The 17,667-nt window shown below is 66.7% G+C and carries 15 protein-coding genes; 10 read left to right on the top strand and 5 right to left on the bottom strand.

Annotated features, from left to right (window positions below; genetic code table 11):
- Nucleotides 1-221: 221 nt before the first annotated feature.
- On the top strand, nt 222-1,676 hold the full coding sequence (locus tag AB4120_RS16150; RefSeq protein ID WP_149138239.1) for a sensor histidine kinase: 1,455 nt from the start codon (nt 222-224) through the stop codon (nt 1,674-1,676).
- A 24-nt stretch (nt 1,677-1,700) separates the two neighbouring features.
- On the opposite strand, the gene AB4120_RS16145 is transcribed toward AB4120_RS16150, so the two are convergent.
- Nucleotides 1,701-2,198: an acyl-CoA thioesterase gene (locus tag AB4120_RS16145; protein ID WP_144197779.1), complete on the bottom strand. Its 498-nt coding sequence runs from the start codon at nt 2,196-2,198 to the stop codon at nt 1,701-1,703.
- 228 nt (nt 2,199-2,426) lie between these two features.
- Between AB4120_RS16145 and AB4120_RS16140 the strand changes: the two genes are divergently transcribed.
- The 5 genes from AB4120_RS16140 to AB4120_RS16120 all read left to right on the top strand — a co-directional run bounded on the left by AB4120_RS16140 (nt 2,427) and on the right by AB4120_RS16120 (nt 7,950).
- Nucleotides 2,427-3,179: a GntR family transcriptional regulator gene (locus AB4120_RS16140; protein WP_144197780.1), complete on the top strand. Its 753-nt coding sequence runs from the start codon at nt 2,427-2,429 to the stop codon at nt 3,177-3,179.
- A gap of 74 nt (nt 3,180-3,253) precedes the next feature.
- On the top strand, nt 3,254-4,798 hold the full coding sequence (locus AB4120_RS16135) for an acetolactate synthase large subunit (RefSeq protein WP_149139303.1): 1,545 nt from the start codon (nt 3,254-3,256) through the stop codon (nt 4,796-4,798).
- A gap of 28 nt (nt 4,799-4,826) precedes the next feature.
- The gene (locus AB4120_RS16130; RefSeq protein WP_149138238.1) at nt 4,827-5,234 is read left to right on the top strand and encodes a Zn-ribbon domain-containing OB-fold protein; all 408 of its coding nucleotides are present in this window, start codon (nt 4,827-4,829) and stop codon (nt 5,232-5,234) included.
- Nucleotides 5,235-5,237: 3 nt separating this feature from the next.
- Nucleotides 5,238-6,416, top strand: a complete 1,179-nt coding sequence (locus AB4120_RS16125) for a thiolase (protein ID WP_149138237.1) — start codon at nt 5,238-5,240, stop codon at nt 6,414-6,416.
- Between the two features lie 175 nt (nt 6,417-6,591).
- On the top strand, nt 6,592-7,950 hold the full coding sequence (locus tag AB4120_RS16120; protein ID WP_149138236.1) for a DUF1996 domain-containing protein: 1,359 nt from the start codon (nt 6,592-6,594) through the stop codon (nt 7,948-7,950).
- A 34-nt stretch (nt 7,951-7,984) separates the two neighbouring features.
- On the opposite strand, the gene AB4120_RS16115 is transcribed toward AB4120_RS16120, so the two are convergent.
- The 3 genes from AB4120_RS16115 to AB4120_RS16105 are packed head-to-tail and all read right to left on the bottom strand — an operon-like array spanning nt 7,985 to nt 11,450.
- Nucleotides 7,985-8,857 carry an FAS1-like dehydratase domain-containing protein gene (locus AB4120_RS16115; RefSeq protein WP_149138235.1) on the bottom strand — a complete coding sequence of 291 codons (873 nt, stop codon included), beginning with the start codon at nt 8,855-8,857 and terminating at the stop codon, nt 7,985-7,987.
- 24 nt (nt 8,858-8,881) lie between these two features.
- Entirely contained in the window at nt 8,882-10,264 is a 1,383-nt protein-coding gene (locus AB4120_RS16110; RefSeq protein ID WP_441642572.1) for an MmgE/PrpD family protein, read from the bottom strand.
- 16 nt (nt 10,265-10,280) lie between these two features.
- Entirely contained in the window at nt 10,281-11,450 is a 1,170-nt protein-coding gene (locus AB4120_RS16105; protein WP_144197786.1) for an acyl-CoA dehydrogenase family protein, read from the bottom strand.
- A 286-nt stretch (nt 11,451-11,736) separates the two neighbouring features.
- Here AB4120_RS16105 and AB4120_RS16100 point away from each other — a divergent pair, with 286 nt between their 5' ends.
- Entirely contained in the window at nt 11,737-12,765 is a 1,029-nt protein-coding gene (locus AB4120_RS16100; RefSeq protein ID WP_149138233.1) for a tripartite tricarboxylate transporter substrate binding protein BugD, read from the top strand.
- A gap of 44 nt (nt 12,766-12,809) precedes the next feature.
- On the opposite strand, the gene AB4120_RS16095 is transcribed toward AB4120_RS16100, so the two are convergent.
- A complete protein-coding gene (locus AB4120_RS16095; protein ID WP_149138232.1) occupies nt 12,810-13,712 on the bottom strand; it encodes a LysR substrate-binding domain-containing protein in 903 nt (300 codons plus the stop codon).
- 148 nt (nt 13,713-13,860) lie between these two features.
- On the opposite strand from AB4120_RS16095, the gene AB4120_RS16090 reads away from it, so the two are divergent.
- The 3 genes from AB4120_RS16090 (at nt 13,861) to AB4120_RS16080 (ending at nt 17,609) form a co-directional block, all read left to right on the top strand.
- Nucleotides 13,861-14,775, top strand: coding sequence for an SDR family NAD(P)-dependent oxidoreductase (locus AB4120_RS16090; RefSeq protein ID WP_144197789.1), 915 nt, complete (start codon nt 13,861-13,863; stop codon nt 14,773-14,775).
- Nucleotides 14,776-15,071: 296 nt separating this feature from the next.
- Entirely contained in the window at nt 15,072-15,218 is a 147-nt protein-coding gene (locus tag AB4120_RS16085) for a hypothetical protein (protein ID WP_187645282.1), read from the top strand.
- A gap of 468 nt (nt 15,219-15,686) precedes the next feature.
- A complete protein-coding gene (locus tag AB4120_RS16080; RefSeq protein WP_149138230.1) occupies nt 15,687-17,609 on the top strand; it encodes a PrkA family serine protein kinase in 1,923 nt (640 codons plus the stop codon).
- Nucleotides 17,610-17,667: the final 58 nt, after the last annotated feature.

Raw genomic sequence — 17,667 nt, 5'->3', positions numbered from 1 at the left:
GATGCCGGCAGCCATTCCGCACGGCGGGACGATCAGTCCCGCCGTTTTTGTTTCCCCGCCATGCCGGCGGAATACACCATTCCCCTTCGGTGGGGCAGGGCCGCAACCGTTGCGAATTCAGCGCGGCTTAGGTCTGAATACAGCCAATTTTAGTGCGGACAGATCACGCACGCCTTACCATGGCGGTCCTTCCTGCTGCGCCGCGCGCATCGCGGCTGTGCATGTACGCGATCCTTCCCGCCTTCGTTTCCGCGATCTTCCTTGGGTATGGGCTTTATGTGCTCGTGACCCAGGGCGTGACACGCGTGTCGGCTGCGTTCTTCCTGATGTGCGTGACCACTTTCGCGTGGCAGGGCACCTGGGCGTTCCTGTTCCAGGCCGCGCACCCGGACGTGGCGGTGGTGCTGGCCAAGGTCGGCTACCTCTTCATCCTGTTCCTGCCGACCACGTTCTACCAGTTCATCTGCGAGGTCACCGAGTGCCGCCGCGAGCGGCCCGCCGTGCTGGCCTCGTACGGCCTGAGCCTGATCCTCGCCGTGCTGCTGCTGACCACGAGCCAGGTGGTGTCCGGCTACTACACCCTGTTTTTTGGCGATTATCCGAAGGCCGGGCCGCTGCATCCGCTGCATGTGGCGCAGACCGCGGTGCTGGCGTGCCGGTGCGCATGGCTGCTCTGGGCGGCGCGCGCCAATGCCACCGTGGAGCGCCGCCGCCGCTTCAACCTGTGCCTGCTGAGCCTGGGCCTCTATTCGCTGGCGGCAGTCGACTATGCGGTCAACTACGGCTACGCGTTCTATCCGCCGGGCGTGGTGTGCATCGCGCTGAGCCTGGGCATCCTCGCCGTGACTGTGGTGCGCTACAACCTCATGCACCCGTACTCGCTGGCGGCTACGGTGGCGCACGAGGTGCGCACGCCGCTGGCCACCATCCGCATGCAGGCGCAGGAGATGGCGCGGACCTTCCCGCAGGTCATCGAGGGCTACCGGCTTGCCGTGGCGCACGGGCTGATCGAAGACCGCCTGCGGCCGGGGCAGCTTGAGCGCATGGCCACGGTGGTGGAGGGCATCACGCGCGAGGTGGACGGCACCAGCACGGTCATCGACATGGCGCTGGCCTCCGTCACGCTGGAGCGCGTGGACCGGCGCAGCTTTGCCCCACACGGGCTGGCCGCCTGCGTGGACGCGGCGCTGGCGCGCTACCCGTTCCAGCCCGGCGAGCGCGAGCGCGTGCGCCTGGCGCCGATGCCTGCCGGCTGGCGCTTCGTGGGCTCGGACACACTGCTGGTCTACGTGCTGTTCAACCTGCTGAAAAACGGCCTCTACGCCGTGCGTGCGCAGGGTGAGGGCGGGATCGAGATCTCGGGCGCGGCCGAGGGCGGTTTCTACCTGCTGCGCTGCCGCGATACGGGCTCCGGCATTCCCGCCGATGTGCTGCCGCGCATCTTCGACCCGTTTTTCTCGACCAAGGCCCACGGGAGCGGCAACGGCCTCGGGCTGGCCTTCTGCCGCCGCGTGGCCGAGGCGTTTGGCGGGCGCATCGACTGCGAGTCCGTGCCGGGGGTGCACACTACCTTCACGCTGCGGCTGCCGCGCTTCCACCCCACGGCGGAGCAGCCCGACCAGCCTGAGCAGCCAGACCAGCCGGACGGCCCCCTCCACACGCACGCCACCGGCTGAACCAGCCCGGCGGCGCGCGACCCATCAGTTAGTCAGCGGCGGCAGCACCAGCTCGTACTCCTTCACCTTTTCGATGATTTCCTTCGGGAAGCGCGTGATGCGCTTGTCCCGGCCCGCGAACACGATCTGCTGGTAGCCCAGCGACACCGGCCGCCCCTCCACGCAGAAGCGGAACAGCAGGTAAGCCGAGCACTGGCGCACCTGGAAGGTGTTCAGGTAGCAGTCCACACGCTGGAACGGGAAGGTTTCCTCCACGTACTCCTGGTGGGCGCGTTTGGTCACGAACACGCCGCCGGCGGCCAGCAGGTTGCCGTGGATGCATTCGTGGAACCAGCGCTCGCGGCAGATGCCCTGCCATTCGAAGTACCGGGCGAAGTAAGTGTTCATGAACGCATTCGAATCCTTGAGATAGATGTCGATGGCATGGTGGAAGGTCTTTTGAGGCGGGGTCTCCAGTACGTACTGGCCAAGCAGGGCCGTACCGCGGTTCAGCACTTGCGGGATCACGTCTCGCATCAACATGGAATGACTCCTTTAGATGGCTGCAAAGCGGCAGCCACGCCCGCCCCGGCGTCGCGCGGGGCATGGAGGCATTCTGCGGGGCTTTGGCAGTGGCCATGGGCGGGACGTGGAGGGGTAAACACACGCGAAACCGGCTCTGGATAAGGGCTCTGCCGTAAACCCTAGTAGTCTAGCTAACTAGACTTTTATAAAGTCGCCCTATCTTATTAGTGCGCCCCCGCGCTGCGCATGTCCGACGCCGCCGCCCAACTTCTTTCCCGCAGCCGCGAGCCTGTCTATCTCCAGCTCGCCACGATCTTCCGCCGGCAGATCGAGAGCGGCGCATGGCGGCCCGGTGAGCAGATTCCGTCACTCGAAGCACTTTGCCGCGAATATGGCGTGGCGCGCATGACGATGCACCACGCCATCTCCCAGCTGGATGCCGAAGGGCTGGTCGCGCGCTCGCGCGGGCGCGGCACCTTCGTCAAGGCGGCGGGCCGTGACCGCCGCCCGCTGGCACTGCCCACAAGCTGGGATCAGGCCGTGGCCGTGGGAGACCGCCTGTCCACCGAGGCCATCGTCGAATCCACCGCCGACGTGCCGCTGCCGGATGACCTCGGCATGCCGTGCGACGGCCGCCGCGCCGCCGCCTATCACTTCCTGCATCGCGCCCATCGGCTGGACGGCCGGCCGTTTGCGGTGGGCGAGGTCTATATCGAAGCGGCCGTATTCGCGCGCGAGCCGGAAGCGTTCCGCCAGGGCGCCTCGGTGCCGGTGCTGGACCGCTTTCCCGGCCTGCAGGTCTCGGCGGCACGCCAGCGGCTGTCCATCGTGGCCGCCGGCGGCGACGCGGCCAAGGCGCTGGAGCTGCCGGTCGGCGCGCCGGTGGCGGAGTTGCGCCGCTTCGCCTGTGTGGACGACGTGATCGTGTACTACGCGCGGATCGAGTTCCCGACGGAATTCGTCTGCCTTGATTTCGACCTGCTGGCATCACGTGGCTGATACCGCATATTTCTCAGACTCACTCAATACATAACCCGAACGGAACCCGAGACATGGAGACGACCCAATCCCCGATGAACGGCGCGGAAAGCCTGGTCAAGACGCTGCTGGCCTGCGGCGTGGACACCTGCTTCGCCAACCCCGGCACCAGCGAGATGCACTTCGTGGCCGCGCTGGACCGCATTCCCGGCATGCGCTGCGTGCTGGGTTTGTTCGAGGGGGTGGTGACCGGTGCCGCCGACGGCTACGCCCGCATGGCCGACAAGCCGGCCGCCACGCTGCTGCACTGCGGCCCGGGGCTGGCCAATGGATTGGCGAATCTCCATAACGCACGGCGCGCGCAGACGCCCATCGTCAACATCATTGGCGATCAGGCGACCTACCACCGCCCGTTCGATGCGCCGCTGACCGCCGATACCGAGGGCTGGGCGCGCCCGGTGTCCGTGTGGACGCGCACCGCCACGCGTGCCGCCTCGGTGGGGGCTGACGCCGCCGTGGCAGTGCAGGCCGCACGCGGCGCGCCGGGCGGTGTCGCCAGCCTGATCCTGCCGTCCGATGTGTGCTGGGATGCCGGCGGCCAGGTGGCCGCGCCGCTGCCGGCGCTGCCGGTGCCCAAGGTCTCGCCGGACGCCGTGCAGAACGCCGCGCGCGTGCTGCGCAGCGGCCAGCCCACGCTGATCGTGCTGGCCGGCAGCGCGCTGCGCGAAGCCGCGCTGGCTGACGCCCACCGCATCGCCGCTGCCACGGACGCCCGCCTGATCACGCCGATGTCCAACGCCCGCGTCACGCGTGGCCGGGGCCGGCTGGCGATCGACCGCATTCCCTATTCGGGCGATGCCGCCCGCGCCAAGCTCGCCGGCATCCGCAACGTGATCCTGGTAGGCGCGCCGGCACCGGTGACCTTCTTCGCCTACCCGGGCCAGTCGCCGCGCCCGTACCCCGAGGACGCCAATATTCACGTGCTCGCCCGCGCCGAGGAAGATCTGGCCGAAGCGCTGGCCCGGCTCGCCGACGAACTGGGCGCCCGCAACGCCGCCCTGCCGGCGGCCGCCACACAGGTGCCGCGCGAGACCGCCAAGGGCGCCGTGACCTCGGAGGCCGTGGCGCAGACGCTGGCCGCGCTGCTGCCGGAGCAGGCCGTGGTGGTGGAAGAGAGCGTGAGCTTTGGCCGCGCGTTCTATCCGGGCACCGTGCACGCCGCCCCGCATGACTGGCTGCAACTGACCGGCGGCGCGATCGGCGCCGGCCTGCCGCTGGCCACCGGCGCCGCCATCGCCGCGCCCGACCGCCGCGTGGTGGCCCTGCAGGCTGATGGCTCGGGCATGTACACGCTGCAATCGCTGTGGACCATGGCGCGCGAGAAGCTCGACGTCACCATCGTGCTGCTGGCCAACCGCAAGTACGCGATCCTGCTGGGCGAGCTGGCCGGCGTGGGCGCCAACCCGGGCAAGACCGCGCTCGACATGCTCGACCTCGGCAACCCGGACCTGGACTGGGTCAAGATGGCCAACGGCATGGGCGTGGAGGCCGCGCGCGCGGACAACATGGAGACCTTTGCCGATCTCTTCGCGATGGCCAACCAGCGCAGGGGCCCGTTCCTGATCGAACTGGTGATCTGACCCGTATCCCCGTATCCCCGGAGCCCCCATGCCGCAATCCATTCCTGCCGTGACCGATCCCGGTCCGGACAAGCAGTACGCCGAGGCGCTCGCCGCCGGCCAGTTCCGCATCCAGCTTTGCCAGGACTGCCATCGCCATGTCTTCTATCCGCGCAATATCTGCCCGCACTGCGGCGGCGACGCGCTGGCCTGGACCGCGCCCGCTGGCACCGGCACGGTCTACTCGACCAGCGTGGTGCGCCGCAAGCCCGATGCGGGTGGCGACTACAACGTGGTGCTGGTGGACCTGGACGAAGGCGTGCGCATGATGAGCCGGGTCGAGGGCATCGCCCCGGCCGAGGTGCGCATCGGCATGCGCGTGACCGCGCGCGTGGCGCCGGCAAAGAGTGACACCGAACCGGCCCTGGTCGTGTTCGATCCGGTTGTGGAGGGCTGAAGCATGGCAAATCACGGATCCCGGCTGCGCGGCAGCGTGGCCATCGTCGGCGTGGGGCAGGCCGGTCTCGGCGAAGCCCATGGCAGGACCGAGATGGAAATCCTCGTGGAGGCGGCCAAGGCGGCCGTCAAGGATGCCGGCATGTCGATGCGCGACATCGACGGCATCGCCACGGCCAGCGTCGGCGCCACCATGTGGGTCATGCCGGTGGCGGAGTACCTCGGCATCCAGCCGAAGTTCGTCGACAGCACCATGATCGGCGGCTCCAGCTTCGTCTCGCACATGCTGCCCGCCATGATGGCGCTGGAAGCCGGCCTCTGCGACGCCGTGCTGGTCTGCTACGGCAGCAACCAGCGCACGTCCACGGTGGGCCGGGCCGGCATCGGCAAGGTGCGCGCCGTGCTGGACCCGCAGCCCTACGAGAACCCCTACCAGCCGCTGGCGCCGATCACCTCCTACGCGCTGGCCGCCGCGCGCCACATGCACCAGTACGGCACCACGCGCACGCAGCTGGCCGAGGTGGCCGTGGCCGCGCGCCAGTGGGCGCGGATGAACCCCGAGGCGATGATGCGCGACCCGCTCTCCATCGAGGACGTGCTGGGCGCCCGCATGGTGTCCGATCCCCTTTCGGTGCGCGACTGCTGCCTGGTGACCGATGGCGCCGGCGCCTATGTGATGGTGCGGGCCGACCGCGCGAAGTCGCTGGCCAAGCCGCCGGTGTACGTGCTCGGCAACGCCACGGCTACCTGGCACCGGCAGATCTCGTCGATGCCGGACGTGACGGTGACGGCGGCGCAGGAGAGCGGCGCCCGGGCGTTCGCGATGGCGGGGCTCAAGCCGTCCGACGTGGACGTGCTCGAACTCTACGACGCCTTCACGATCAACACGATCCTGTTCCTTGAGGACCTGGGCTTCTGCGCCAAGGGCGAGGGCGGGGCGTTCGTCAGCGGCGGGGCCATCGCCCCGGGCGGGCGGCTGCCCGTGAACACCAACGGCGGCGGCCTGTCATGCGTGCATCCGGGCATGTACGGCATGTTCATCACCATCGAGGCGGTGCGGCAGCTGCGCGGCGAGTGCGGTGAACGACAGGTGGCGGGGGCGGAGATCGCGCTCGTGCACGGCAACGGCGGGACCTTGTCCAGCCAGTCCACCGCACTGCTGGGCACGGCGGCGGCGCTCTGACCTACAACCCTCACCGCACGCGGTGAGGGATGACCCATCATCGTCCATTGTCCTGCAAGGATCGTGGCGGGAACATCCTTCGCATCCACACAGCGAGGGGGTTCCATCATGAAAAGTCGCCTGTATTACTCGATCGCGGTGCTCTGCGGGGGCCTGCTGGTGGCCGCCGTATGGGTTGGGCGCCCCGAGTGCGCGCGGCGAGGCGATTGGCGAGGGTGCCGCCAACGTCAGCTGCTCGTTCTCGCACCGTCTGCCGGACGATCCGATCATCTACCCCGGCAAGCCGGGGATCGCGATGTCGCATGACTTCCTCGGCCATACCACCACCACCGGCAACACCACGGCGGAAGACCTGTACACGGAGCACAGCTCCACCTGCGAGAACGCGGCGGACAACACGTCCTACTGGGCGCCTTCGCTGAAGCTGCCGGATGGGCGCGTGGTGGCGCCCGGGTATCACAAGACCTATTACCAGAACCGGGCCTTCCCGGCGACCTCGCACCGGCGGGTCACGGTGATTCCGCCCGGGCTGCAGATGCTGGCCGGCGATCACCGTGGTACGGGGCCCAGCGTGGCGGTCAACTTCCTCTGCACGGGGTCGAAGAAGGGCTATACCCGCACGCCGCCGAACGATTGCATACCGGACGGGAACGGCAACGTCCAGCTGAACATCGCGCTGGCGTTTCCGAACTGCTGGGACGGCGTGCACATGCATCCGTTCCGTAGCGGCCGGAACAATATCGCCTATGCCAATGCCAATGGGGTCTGCCCGGAGGACTATCCGGTGCCGCTGCCGCACCTGAGCTTCAATCTCGCCTACCAGATCGGGGCCGTGACGGACCTGACCCACGCGCAGCTCTCGATGGACCCGACGCTGGACCAGCACGGCAACGTGGAAAGCCTGAACTGGGGCTCGCTCTACACGGCCCATGCCGATTTCTTCAATGGCTGGACCGAAGACGCGATGGAGTACATGGTCGATTACTGCATGAACCTCAGCCGTTCCTGCTCCCGCACCGTGGCTTATGAGTTCACCCGACCCACCGCGGACGCTACCGTCCGGGGCGGCGATACCGCAAACGACAACTTCGGGGACGGGGAATCGCTGTTCTCCCAGCGCGCGGTCGGCAGCGAACCGGAATCGAAGATCTATATCAAGATGCCGATCCCGAAAGGCGCCCTGGACATCCCGCCCGAGTTCACGCCGCAATATCGGCTGCTGATCTGGGGCGGCGGCGTGGATGCCACGGCCATCATCAGTGCGCACAGCACCGCGACCACCTGGCAGGAGGAACATATCACCTACCATAACGCACCGACTTGCGGCGGCACCTCCTCCACGCTGTACCTGGATACCGCCAAGCAGTACCGGTTCTTCAATGTCACGGATCTGGTCAAGACGGCCATTGCCGGCGGCCACGACACGGTGTCGTTCTGCATCCGTGGCAATTCGTCCGGCAATGCCTTCAAGTTCGACAGCAAGGAGGGCGAGCACGGCGCCATCCTGTACATCTACGCGGTGAATCCGCTCTGAGCGTGACGACGGCGCTGACGCGGTGCGCCCGGCGTCAGCGCCGCACCTCGGCCCAGGCCTGCATGGCCTGGCCGCCGACATCGTCGCCGGTCCACAGGATGACCCGGCCATCGCGCTCCGGGTCGTCCTGCCCGCCCACGCTGACCGTGTCCTGGTGGAACAGCGGCGCCACGCCACGGAAGCCGAAGCGCGCCACCCGGGCCTCAGGCCGGGCGTGCCGCAGCAGTTCCAGCATCAGCATGGCCTGCAGGGGCCCGTGGACGATCAGCCCCGGATAGCCTTCCACCTCACGCACATAGTCCAGGTCGTAGTGGATACGGTGCCCGTTGAACGTCAGCGCCGAGAAGCGGAACAGCATGACCGGACCGGCCCGCAGCGTGCGGCCGAACTGCGCCGTGTCGGGATGGATGACAAGGCGCGGGCGCGGCGGCTGGGGGGCGCCGCGCTCGGGCATGGCGCGATAGACGATGTCGTGCCGCTCGGTCAGCGCGGTCTCGCCGTCCACCGTCAGCACGTGCTCTACCGTCACGAACCAGAGTTCGCCGGTGCGGCCGGATTTGTGCTGGACATCGGTGATGGTGGAGGTCTTGGTCACCGTGTCGCCCACGCGCAGGCCGCGCGAGAACGTCAGTTCCCCGCCGGCCCACATGCGGCGCGGCAGCGGCACGGGCGGCAGGAAGCCGCCCAGCGCCGGATGGCCATCGGCGCCAAGATCGCGCTGCTGGGCGCGCGGCAGGAAGTAGAGCCAGTGCCACAGCGGCGGCAGCGGCTGGCTGGCGACGGCCTCGCCATCGAGATCCAGCGTGGCGGCCAGTGCGAGGACCGGTTCGGGCGCGAGCGTCTCGGTGCGCGTCTCCGAGCGGCCGATCCATTCGCGTAGTTGTTCGAGCGTGGGGGTCTGGGTCATGGGGTGTCTCGTGTCCTGTGTCTCTCAGCGGGCGAGCGGCAGCCAGTCGCGCACGTCCGCCGCCTGTTCGAGTTGCCAGACGCGCGCGATGATGGTGCGCATCTCGGCTTCCGTGGCGCCGTGCCGGAACGCGCCCAGCTGGATCGCCTTGGCCTCCAGTTCGGGGCGCGACAGCGTGTTGTCCGGGTCACCCTTGGGCACGTCCACGCGGGCGCCGAGCGTGCGGCCATCGGTGGTGCGCACGGTCACGCGGCCAATCCACTGGCGCGGATAGGCGGCGTTGATCTCGTCGTCCAGTTCCATGGTGACCTTCTCGCGGAACGCGGCCACCTCGGCGTCGCGCAGCGCGTGCTCCTCGAATTCGCCCAGCCCGGCGTGGGCATACCAGGCCACCAGCCCGAGCACGGTGCCCATCGAGAACTTGGCCTGATGGATGGTGCGCGGGTCCACCACGGGGCCGAGCACGTCGATGGCGCCCTGGTGCACGTGGGCGGTGACGGCGGCGATGTCGCTGGCGCGCAGGCCGTCGCGCTGCATCAGCGCCTTGAGCGCGTCAGCGGCGGGATGCGTATGGCGGCACGAGGCGAAGAACTTGGACGAGGTTTCCGCCGTGGCCCAGCGCGTGCCCAGGCCATCGGTCAGCGCGGCGGGGTTGGCGTCGCTCGACATGCCGGCCGCCATGCCCTGCGCCCCTTCGAGGATCTGCCGGGCGCCGGTGAAGCCCGCGCGGGCGAGCCAGGCCGACTGAAGCCCATCGGCGGCGGCCTTGGCGGTGTGCAGTTGCTTGGAGTCGGCGGCATCGCGCAGGAATTCCCACAGGCCGGCGGCCTGCGTGCCGGCGGAGCCGAGCGCCTGGTTGATGCCTTCTGCGTCCAGCCCGAACAGCTTGGCCACCGCCGCGGCGGCGGCCAGCGTGCCGACCGTGCCGGTGGTGTGGAAGACCCGGTAGTGCGAGCGGCCCATGAATTCGCCGATGCGGATGCCGGCCTCGTAGCCGGCGATGCTGGCCAGCAGCACCTCGGCGCCGGTCTTGCCCTCGGCCTGCGCGGCGGCCACCACGGCCGGGAACACCACGGCAGCCGGGTGCAGCACCGAGCCGTTGTGCACATCGTCCTGTTCCACCACATGGGACGAGGCGCCGTTGATCAGCGCGGCGAAGTAGGGCGAGGTGCGGCGCCGATCGACAAAGACCTCGGCGTCGCCGCCCTGCGGCCCCATGGCGGCGGCGAATTCCTGGATACGGCGCACGGCGGGCGCGTCCTTGCCGGCGATGGCTGATGCCATCCAGTCGAGAAACAGGTCCTTGGTGCGCTCGATGACCGGCGCGGGAATGTCGTCGAGCGTCAGGCGGGCCAGGAAATCGCAAAGCTGGCGCGTCGGGTATTGCGGTGCGGCATGGTCGGACATGGCAATCTCGGCAATCTCAGTAGGAACGGGGCAGGTCCAGCACGTGTTCGGCCACGTAGGACAGGATCAGGTTGGTCGAGATCGGCGCCACCTGGTACAGGCGCGTCTCGCGGAACTTGCGCTCGATGTCGTATTCGGCCGCGAAGCCAAAGCCGCCGTGGGTCTGCAGGCAGACGTTGGCGGCCTCCCACGAGGCATCGGCGGCCAGCAGCTTGGCGATGTTGGCCTCCTTGCCGCACGGCTTGCCGGCGTCGAACAGCTGCGCGGCCTTGTAGCGCATGAGGCTGGCTGCTTCCACGTTGACGAACGAGCGGGCGATGGGGAACTGCACGCCCTGATTCTGGCCGATGGGGCGGTCGAAGACGATGCGCTCGCGCGCATAGCTGCTGGCGCGCTCGACGAACCAGTAGCCGTCGCCGATGCACTCGGCGGCAATCAGGATGCGCTCGGCGTTCAGGCCATCGAGGATGTACTTGAGCCCGCGGCCTTCCTCGCCGATCAGGTTCTCGGCGGGGATCTCCAGGTTGTCGAAGAACAGCTCGTTGGTCTCGTGGTTGACCATGTTGCGGATCGGCTGGACGGTCAGGCCCTTGCCGATGGCCTCGCGCAGGTCCACCACGAACACGGACAGGCCCTCCGACTTCTTCTTCACCTGGTCCAGCGGCGTGGTACGTGCCAGCAGCAGCATCAGGTCGGAATGCTGCACGCGCGAAATCCACACTTTCTGGCCGTTGACGATGTATTTGTCGCCCTGGCGCACGGCGGTGGTCTTGAGTTTGGTGGTGTCCGTGCCGGTGGTGGGCTCGGTCACGGCCATCGACTGCATGCGCAGCTCGCCGGAGGCGATGCCCGGCAGCCAGCGCTGCTTCTGGGCCTCGGAGCCATGGCGCAGCAGGCAGCCCATGACGTACATCTGGCCGTGGCAGGCGCCCGAGTTGCCGCCGCTGCGGTTGATTTCCTCCATGATCACCGACGCCGCCGTCAGCGGCAGGCCGGAGCCGCCGTAGGCTTCGGGAATCAGCGCGGAGAGCCAGCCGGCCTGCGTCAGCGCCTGGACGAAGGTCTCCGGAAATGCGTTCTGTTCCTCCACCCGCTGCCAGTAGGCGGAATCGAAGCCTGCGCAGAGGTCGCGCACGGCTTCGCGGATTTCCGGGTAAATCTGGTCTTGGTCCTGTTCGGGAAGCATGGCAATGTCGTCTGTGTCGAAGTGTGGCCATTATTCCCGAGGGGCCGCGCCGGGGACATTCGGATTTGCCGAAGCGAGGCTTTGGGGCGGGGCCAGGGGGTTTGGGAGATCTGGCCGGGCCGGGGCGGGGGATCAGGAAGACCCATTAGGGGGAACCCTTGTACTTCACGGGCGCCGTGCTCCGCCTTCGGCAAATCGGAATTGTGCCGCGCGGCGATTGCTTCCACGCTGCGGCCATCGATTCTCAAACCAGACGCGTGCAACACGCGCACCCAGGAGACGCCGTATGAAATCATCCAGGCCGAAGTCCGCCGTGATCGCCCACCATTGCCGCAACGTGCTGTGGGCTGCACTTGGCATGGCCGCCGCCGTGGCCCTGACCCTGCCCGGACGCAGCCACGCGGCAGACCCGTATCCGTCGCGGCCCATCACCATGGTGGTGCCGTTCGCGGCGGGTGGTCCTACGGATGTGGTGGCGCGCTCGGTGGCGGCGGCGATGTCGAAGTCGCTGGGCCAGAGCGTGGTGGTGGAAAACCGCCTCGGGGCGGGCGGCACGGTGTCCGCCGCCTACGTGGCCAAGGCCGCGCCGGACGGGTACACGATCCTGATCCATCACAACGGCATGGCCACGGCGCCGGCGCTGTACTCCAAGCTGTCGTACAAGCCGCTGACGGACTTCAGCTTCGTCGGCCAGGTGGCGGACGTGCCCATGACGCTGCTGGGCCGGCACGACCTGCCGCCCAACACGCTGCCGGAGCTGATTACCTATATCAAGCAGAACCAGAGCAAGGTGAACCTGGCGAACGCCGGGCTGGGCGCGGTGTCGCAGCTTTGCGGCATGCTGTTCCAGAAGGCCATCGGCGTGGACTTGCAGACGATTCCGTACCAGGGCACTGCGCCGGCGCTGACGGCGCTGCTGGGCGGGCAGGTGGATGTGCTCTGCGACCAGACCACGCAGACGCTGCCGCATATCAAGGCGGAGAAGGTGAAGCTGTATGGCGTGACCACGACGGAGCGCATTCCCGCGCTGCCGAATACCCCCACGCTGCGCGAGGGCGGGCTGAAGGGCTTCGAGGTCAAGGTCTGGCACGGCATCTACGCGCCCAAGGGCACGCCGCCGGCGGTGATCGACAAGCTCAACGGCGCGCTGCGTGCCGGCCTGAAGGACCCGGCGGTGGTGGCGCGGCTCCAGGAACTCGGCGCGGTGATCGTGCCGGCGGACAAGCAGACGCCCGAGGGGCTGCGCACGTGGCTGGCTGCGGAGATCGACAAGTGGTCGCCGATCATCAAGGAAGCAGGGGTGAAGGCTGACTGACCCCGGAACTGCCCCCCGGGGCAGCGGGCGGCGGCGGGAGGCGGCTAGACCGGCTCCCGCGCCGCTTCCACCAGATACTGGATCAACGTTTCCGCGAACTGCGGCAGTTCGCGTCCGGGCCGGCGCACGAGCCGCAGTTCGCGGCGCGCCCAGTCGTCCTCCAGCCGGATGAAGCGCAGCACCTTGCGGCTGGCGTAGCGGCGCGCGCAGCTGTTCGGCACGATGGCGATGCCGGCGCCGGCTTCCACCATCCGGCACACGGCGTCGAAGCTGCCCACCTGGATCCGCAGGCTGATGCGCTTGCCCATGCCGTTGGCAATCCGGTCCAGGAAGGACTGGATCGCCGAGAACTGGTTCAGCCCGACGAAGCGGCAGCTATCGAGCAGATCGGCGAAATGCAGCGTCTTGAACGCCGGCAGCGGATGGTTGACCGGGGCGATCACGATCAGTTCGTCGCTGCAGAGCTGCATCGCGTCCAGGTCCTGGGTGGCCACCTCGCCGGCCACGATGCCCAGGTCGGCCGCGCCTGCGCCAATCGCCGAGACGATCTCGGCGGACAGGTGCTCCTCCAATTCGACATCGACGTCGGGGTTCTCGGACAGGAATCGCGACAGCGCCGAGGCCAGGAAGGAGTTGGTGGCGGTGGTGTTGGCCAGTAGCCGGACCCGCCCCTTCACGCCCTTGGCGTAGGGCCGCAAGTCGGAATGCATGCACTCCAGCTCGCGGAACACCTCGCGCGCGTGGCGCAGCAGGGCATCGCCGGCCGGCGTCAGGCGCACGCCTTTTACCTGCCGGATCAGCAACTGGGTCTGGAACGCCTCCTCCAGCTGCTTGATGCGCGTGCTGGCGGCGGGCAGGGAGAGGAAGCTGCGTTCGGCCGCCCGCGTCAGGTTCTCGGTCTCCCCCACGTTAAGGAAGAGGCGCAGGTCGGTCAAATCGTAGTGCATGGTTTCGTTCGTGCCAAAGGCCACTTTTGTGATTTGTGAATTCCAAAGTCAGCGCCGACAATCTATCGTATCTTGCGCCGCAATAAAACGGGGATGTTCCCCGGATCGGCGGCGATGGCGCGCCAGTGCGCAGAACAGGAGCGAGACGATGAGCGGTTTGATGGCAGGCAAGGTGGTGATTGTGACGGGCGCGGGCGGCGGGATCGGGCGGGGGATCGCCCTGGGCATGGCGGCGGCGGGTGCCAAGGTGGTGGCCAACGACCTGGGCGTGAGCATGACCGGCGAGGGCGGCGACGCCGGCCCGGCCGAGCGCGTGGCGGCCGAGATCCGCGCGGCGGGCGGCGAGGCCGTAGCCAACACCGACAGCGTGTCCGGCTGGAGTTCGGCCAATGCCATCGTGCAATGCGCGCTGGACCACTTTGGCCGCATCGACGCGGTGGTCAACAACGCCGGCAACCTGCGCGACCGCATGTTCTTCAAGATGAACGAGGAGGAGTGGCGCTCGGTCATCGACGTGCACCTGAACGGCACGTTCTATGTCAGCCGCGCGGCGGCCAACTACTTCAAGGACCAGGAGAGCGGGGCGTTCGTCCACATGACGTCCACCTCGGGCCTGATCGGCAACCTCGGCCAGGCCAACTATTCGGCGGCGAAGCTGGGCATCGCGGCGCTCTCGAAGTCCATCGCGCTGGACATGGCCCGCTTCAACGTGCGTTCGAACTGCATCGCACCATTCGCCTGGAGCCGCATGACCAGCTCGATTCCGTCCGAGACGCCGGAAGAGAAAGCCCGCGTGGCCCGGCTGCAGAAGATGGAGGCGGGCAAGATCTCGCCCGTGGCGGTGTTCCTGGCCAGCGACGCTGCGCGCGAGGTCAACGCCCAGATCTTCGCCGTGCGCGCCAACGAGATCATGCTGATGAGCCAGCCGCGCCCGGTGCGCTCGGTGCATACCAGCGAGGGCTGGACGCCGGAAACCGTGGCGGAGATCGCCATGCCGGCCATGCGCGGCAGCTTCTTCCCGCTCGAGCGCTCGCCCGACGTCATCAACTGGGATCCGATCTGATCTCGCATTGATCCCGCATTGATCCCCGCACGTGTGATCGTGCGGGCGCTCGCCGCAACGATTGCTGCGATGCAAAACGCAACGCTCCCCGAGCGTGGCACGCAAAGTGCTCATCCCGTCCCGTAGCGGCACAGGCCCGCACCGTGCGCACTCGCGCGGTGCGTAGCGCGGGCGGGGACCGGGAGCAAACGCAATGTCGGTGCATGCGCACGGTTCGGCGCGGGTTCGCCGTTGGGATTCGGCGTCGGGTGCAAGTCCGATTGGCACTCGGTGACCGACACTGCTGACGGCGCGTCATGAATCGTCGCGCGGCAACTTGCCGCAGTGAAAACACCGACGCCCGCGTGGCCATCGTCGTCACGCGCGCGATGGTCGAAAGACATGTCGTGGAGGCAGCGATGGAAGCCGGCCGTCGTGCGCTGGTGGTCACGCATTGCGCATGACGTCATGCATGAATCGTTCGTTTGCACGATGGCGAAAGGCCGCGTGCGGCTTCATAGTGAAGGCATTCTGTGGCAGCGATGTCGGTGCATGACCGACAGACGTGTCAGACGTTACTGGATTCGATACATCGTTACACACGGCGTTGTGCACTTCACGCCGGAAAGGTGTAAGGTGTGTCACAAGCATGGTCAATGGCCCGTCGCAGCGGGATGAGAACAGCGAGGGATTCGTGCAGTGCGAAACGCGAAGCAGGTTGTGTTGCATTGCGTGTCGCAAGGAACGAACGGGGCGTGCGTAACACGTCAACTCCGTCCTCATGAACGCCGTTATTTGACTATGATGAAGTAAAGACTTCGCAACATGGCAACTCCGCCAGGCCGGGGTGGTGGAACGCAAAATTGCCGCGAATGTCTTAGGGGAGTCAAACTGCCTTCGCCTCGGACGTGGGACTCTGACGGGAGTGAGGTATGGACATTTTTGGCCACTACGCCACGCGCTTCGAAGCACGCAAGGAAGAGGAATACAGCATCCAGGAGTACCTGGAGATCTGCAAGAAGGATCCTACTGCCTACGCGACTGCTGCCGAACGCATGCTCGCCGCAATCGGACAGCCTGAACTGGTGGATACCCACCACGATCCTCGACTGTCCCGACTGTTCTTCAACAAGGTTATCCGGGTCTACCCGGCGTTCCGCGACTTCTACGGAATGGAAGACACGATCGAGCAGATCGTCTCCTTCTTCAAGCACGCGGCGCAGGGCCTTGAGGAACGCAAGCAGATTCTGTATCTGCTCGGGCCCCCGGGCGGCGGCAAGTCGTCTCTCGCGGAAAAGCTCAAGGCGCTGATGGAAGAGATTCCCATCTATGCGCTGAAGGGTTCCCCCATCCATGAATCGCCGCTCGGGCTGTTCTCGGCCGATGAAGACGGCAAGATCATGGAGGAGGACTATGGCATTCCGGTGCGCTACCTGAATACCATTCCCTCGCCGTGGGCGGTCAAGCGCCTGCACGAGTTCAACGGCGACATCACCAAGTTCCGTGTGGTCAAGCTCAGGCCATCGGTGCTGTCGCAGATCGCGATTTCCAAGACGGAGCCTGGCGATGAAAACAACCAGGATATCTCCTCGCTGGTCGGCAAGGTCGACATTCGCAAACTGGAGGATTTCCCGCAGGACGATCCGGATGCCTATTCCTATTCCGGCGGACTTTGCCTGGCCAACCGAGGCCTGCTCGAGTTCGTGGAAATGTTCAAGGCGCCCATCAAGGTCCTGCACCCGTTGCTGACCGCCACGCAGGAAGGCAACTACAAGGGTACGGAAGGCTTCGGCGCGATTCCGTTCGATGGCGTCATCCTTGCCCACTCGAACGAGGCGGAATGGCAGACCTTCAAGGCTGACAAGAACAACGAGGCATTCCTCGACCGGATCTATATCGTGAAGGTGCCGTACTGCCTGCGCGTGTCGGACGAGGTCAAGATCTACGACAAGCTGCTGCGCAGCAGTTCGCTCTCGGCGGCACCCAACGCCCCGAACACGCTCAAGATGATGGCGCAGTTCGCGGTGCTCACGCGGATCAAGGAGCCGGAGAACTCGAACATATTCTCGAAGATGCGCGTCTATGATGGCGAAAGCCTCAAGGACGTGGACCCGAAGGCGAAGTCGTATCAGGAGTACCGCGATTACGCCGGCATCGACGAGGGCATGAACGGGCTCTCCACACGCTTCGCGTTCAAGGTGTTGTCCAAGGTGTTCAACTTCGACAATACCGAGGTCGCGGCCAACCCGGTGCACCTGCTCTATGTGCTCGAGCAGCAGATCGAGCGCGAGCAGTTTCCGCCGGAGCAGGAAGCCAAGCTGCTCTCGTACATCAAGGAGTACCTGACCACGCCGTTCGTGGAGTTCATCGGCAAGGAGATCCAGACCGCCTACCTGGAGTCGTACTCCGAGTACGGCCAGAACATCTTCGACCGTTACGTGGTGTTCGCCGATCTGTGGATCCAGGACCAGGAGTACCGCGATCCGAACACCGGCGAAATCCTCGATCGCAACGCGCTGAACGATGAGCTCGAGAAGGTGGAGAAGCCGGCGGGGATCTCGAACCCGAAGGATTTCCGCAACGAGATCGTCAACTTCGTGCTGCGGGCGCGCGCCAACAACGGTGGCAAGAACCCGGTCTGGACCAGCTACGAGAAGCTGCGGATGGTGATCGAGAAGCGCATGTTCTCCACCACGGAGGACCTGCTGCCGGTGATCTCGTTCAACGCGAAATCGACGCGGGAGGACCAGGACAAGCACGAGAACTTCGTCAACCGGATGGTGGAGAAAGGGTACACGCCGAAGCAGGTTCGACTACTGGTGGAGTGGTATCTGCGCGTCAGGAAATCGTCGTAACAGCAACCGGACGCGGTCTCCTTCATCCAAGCGACCTGGCGGTTGCGGCTTATCAAGG

It is taken from the genome of Cupriavidus sp. 2KB_3, from assembly GCF_052115685.1.
Taxonomy (GTDB): domain Bacteria; phylum Pseudomonadota; class Gammaproteobacteria; order Burkholderiales; family Burkholderiaceae; genus Cupriavidus; species Cupriavidus campinensis.
This window is presented reverse-complemented; position numbering and strand designations above follow the sequence as displayed.

Excerpts from the sequence above, each read along its gene's own strand:
- AB4120_RS16150 (WP_149138239.1), top strand. The coding sequence starts at position 222 with ATGTACGCGATCCTTCCCGCCTTCGTTTCCGCGATCTTCCTTGGGTAT.
- AB4120_RS16145 (WP_144197779.1), bottom strand. The coding sequence starts at position 2,198 with ATGTTGATGCGAGACGTGATCCCGCAAGTGCTGAACCGCGGTACGGCC.
- AB4120_RS16140 (WP_144197780.1), top strand. The coding sequence starts at position 2,427 with ATGTCCGACGCCGCCGCCCAACTTCTTTCCCGCAGCCGCGAGCCTGTC.
- AB4120_RS16135 (WP_149139303.1), top strand. The coding sequence starts at position 3,254 with ATGAACGGCGCGGAAAGCCTGGTCAAGACGCTGCTGGCCTGCGGCGTG.
- AB4120_RS16130 (WP_149138238.1), top strand. The coding sequence starts at position 4,827 with ATGCCGCAATCCATTCCTGCCGTGACCGATCCCGGTCCGGACAAGCAG.
- AB4120_RS16125 (WP_149138237.1), top strand. The coding sequence starts at position 5,238 with ATGGCAAATCACGGATCCCGGCTGCGCGGCAGCGTGGCCATCGTCGGC.
- AB4120_RS16115 (WP_149138235.1), bottom strand. The coding sequence starts at position 8,857 with ATGACCCAGACCCCCACGCTCGAACAACTACGCGAATGGATCGGCCGC.
- AB4120_RS16110 (WP_441642572.1), bottom strand. The coding sequence starts at position 10,264 with ATGTCCGACCATGCCGCACCGCAATACCCGACGCGCCAGCTTTGCGAT.
- AB4120_RS16105 (WP_144197786.1), bottom strand. The coding sequence starts at position 11,450 with ATGCTTCCCGAACAGGACCAAGACCAGATTTACCCGGAAATCCGCGAA.
- AB4120_RS16100 (WP_149138233.1), top strand. The coding sequence starts at position 11,737 with ATGAAATCATCCAGGCCGAAGTCCGCCGTGATCGCCCACCATTGCCGC.
- AB4120_RS16095 (WP_149138232.1), bottom strand. The coding sequence starts at position 13,712 with ATGCACTACGATTTGACCGACCTGCGCCTCTTCCTTAACGTGGGGGAG.
- AB4120_RS16090 (WP_144197789.1), top strand. The coding sequence starts at position 13,861 with ATGAGCGGTTTGATGGCAGGCAAGGTGGTGATTGTGACGGGCGCGGGC.
- AB4120_RS16085 (WP_187645282.1), top strand. The coding sequence starts at position 15,072 with ATGAATCGTCGCGCGGCAACTTGCCGCAGTGAAAACACCGACGCCCGC.
- AB4120_RS16080 (WP_149138230.1), top strand. The coding sequence starts at position 15,687 with ATGGACATTTTTGGCCACTACGCCACGCGCTTCGAAGCACGCAAGGAA.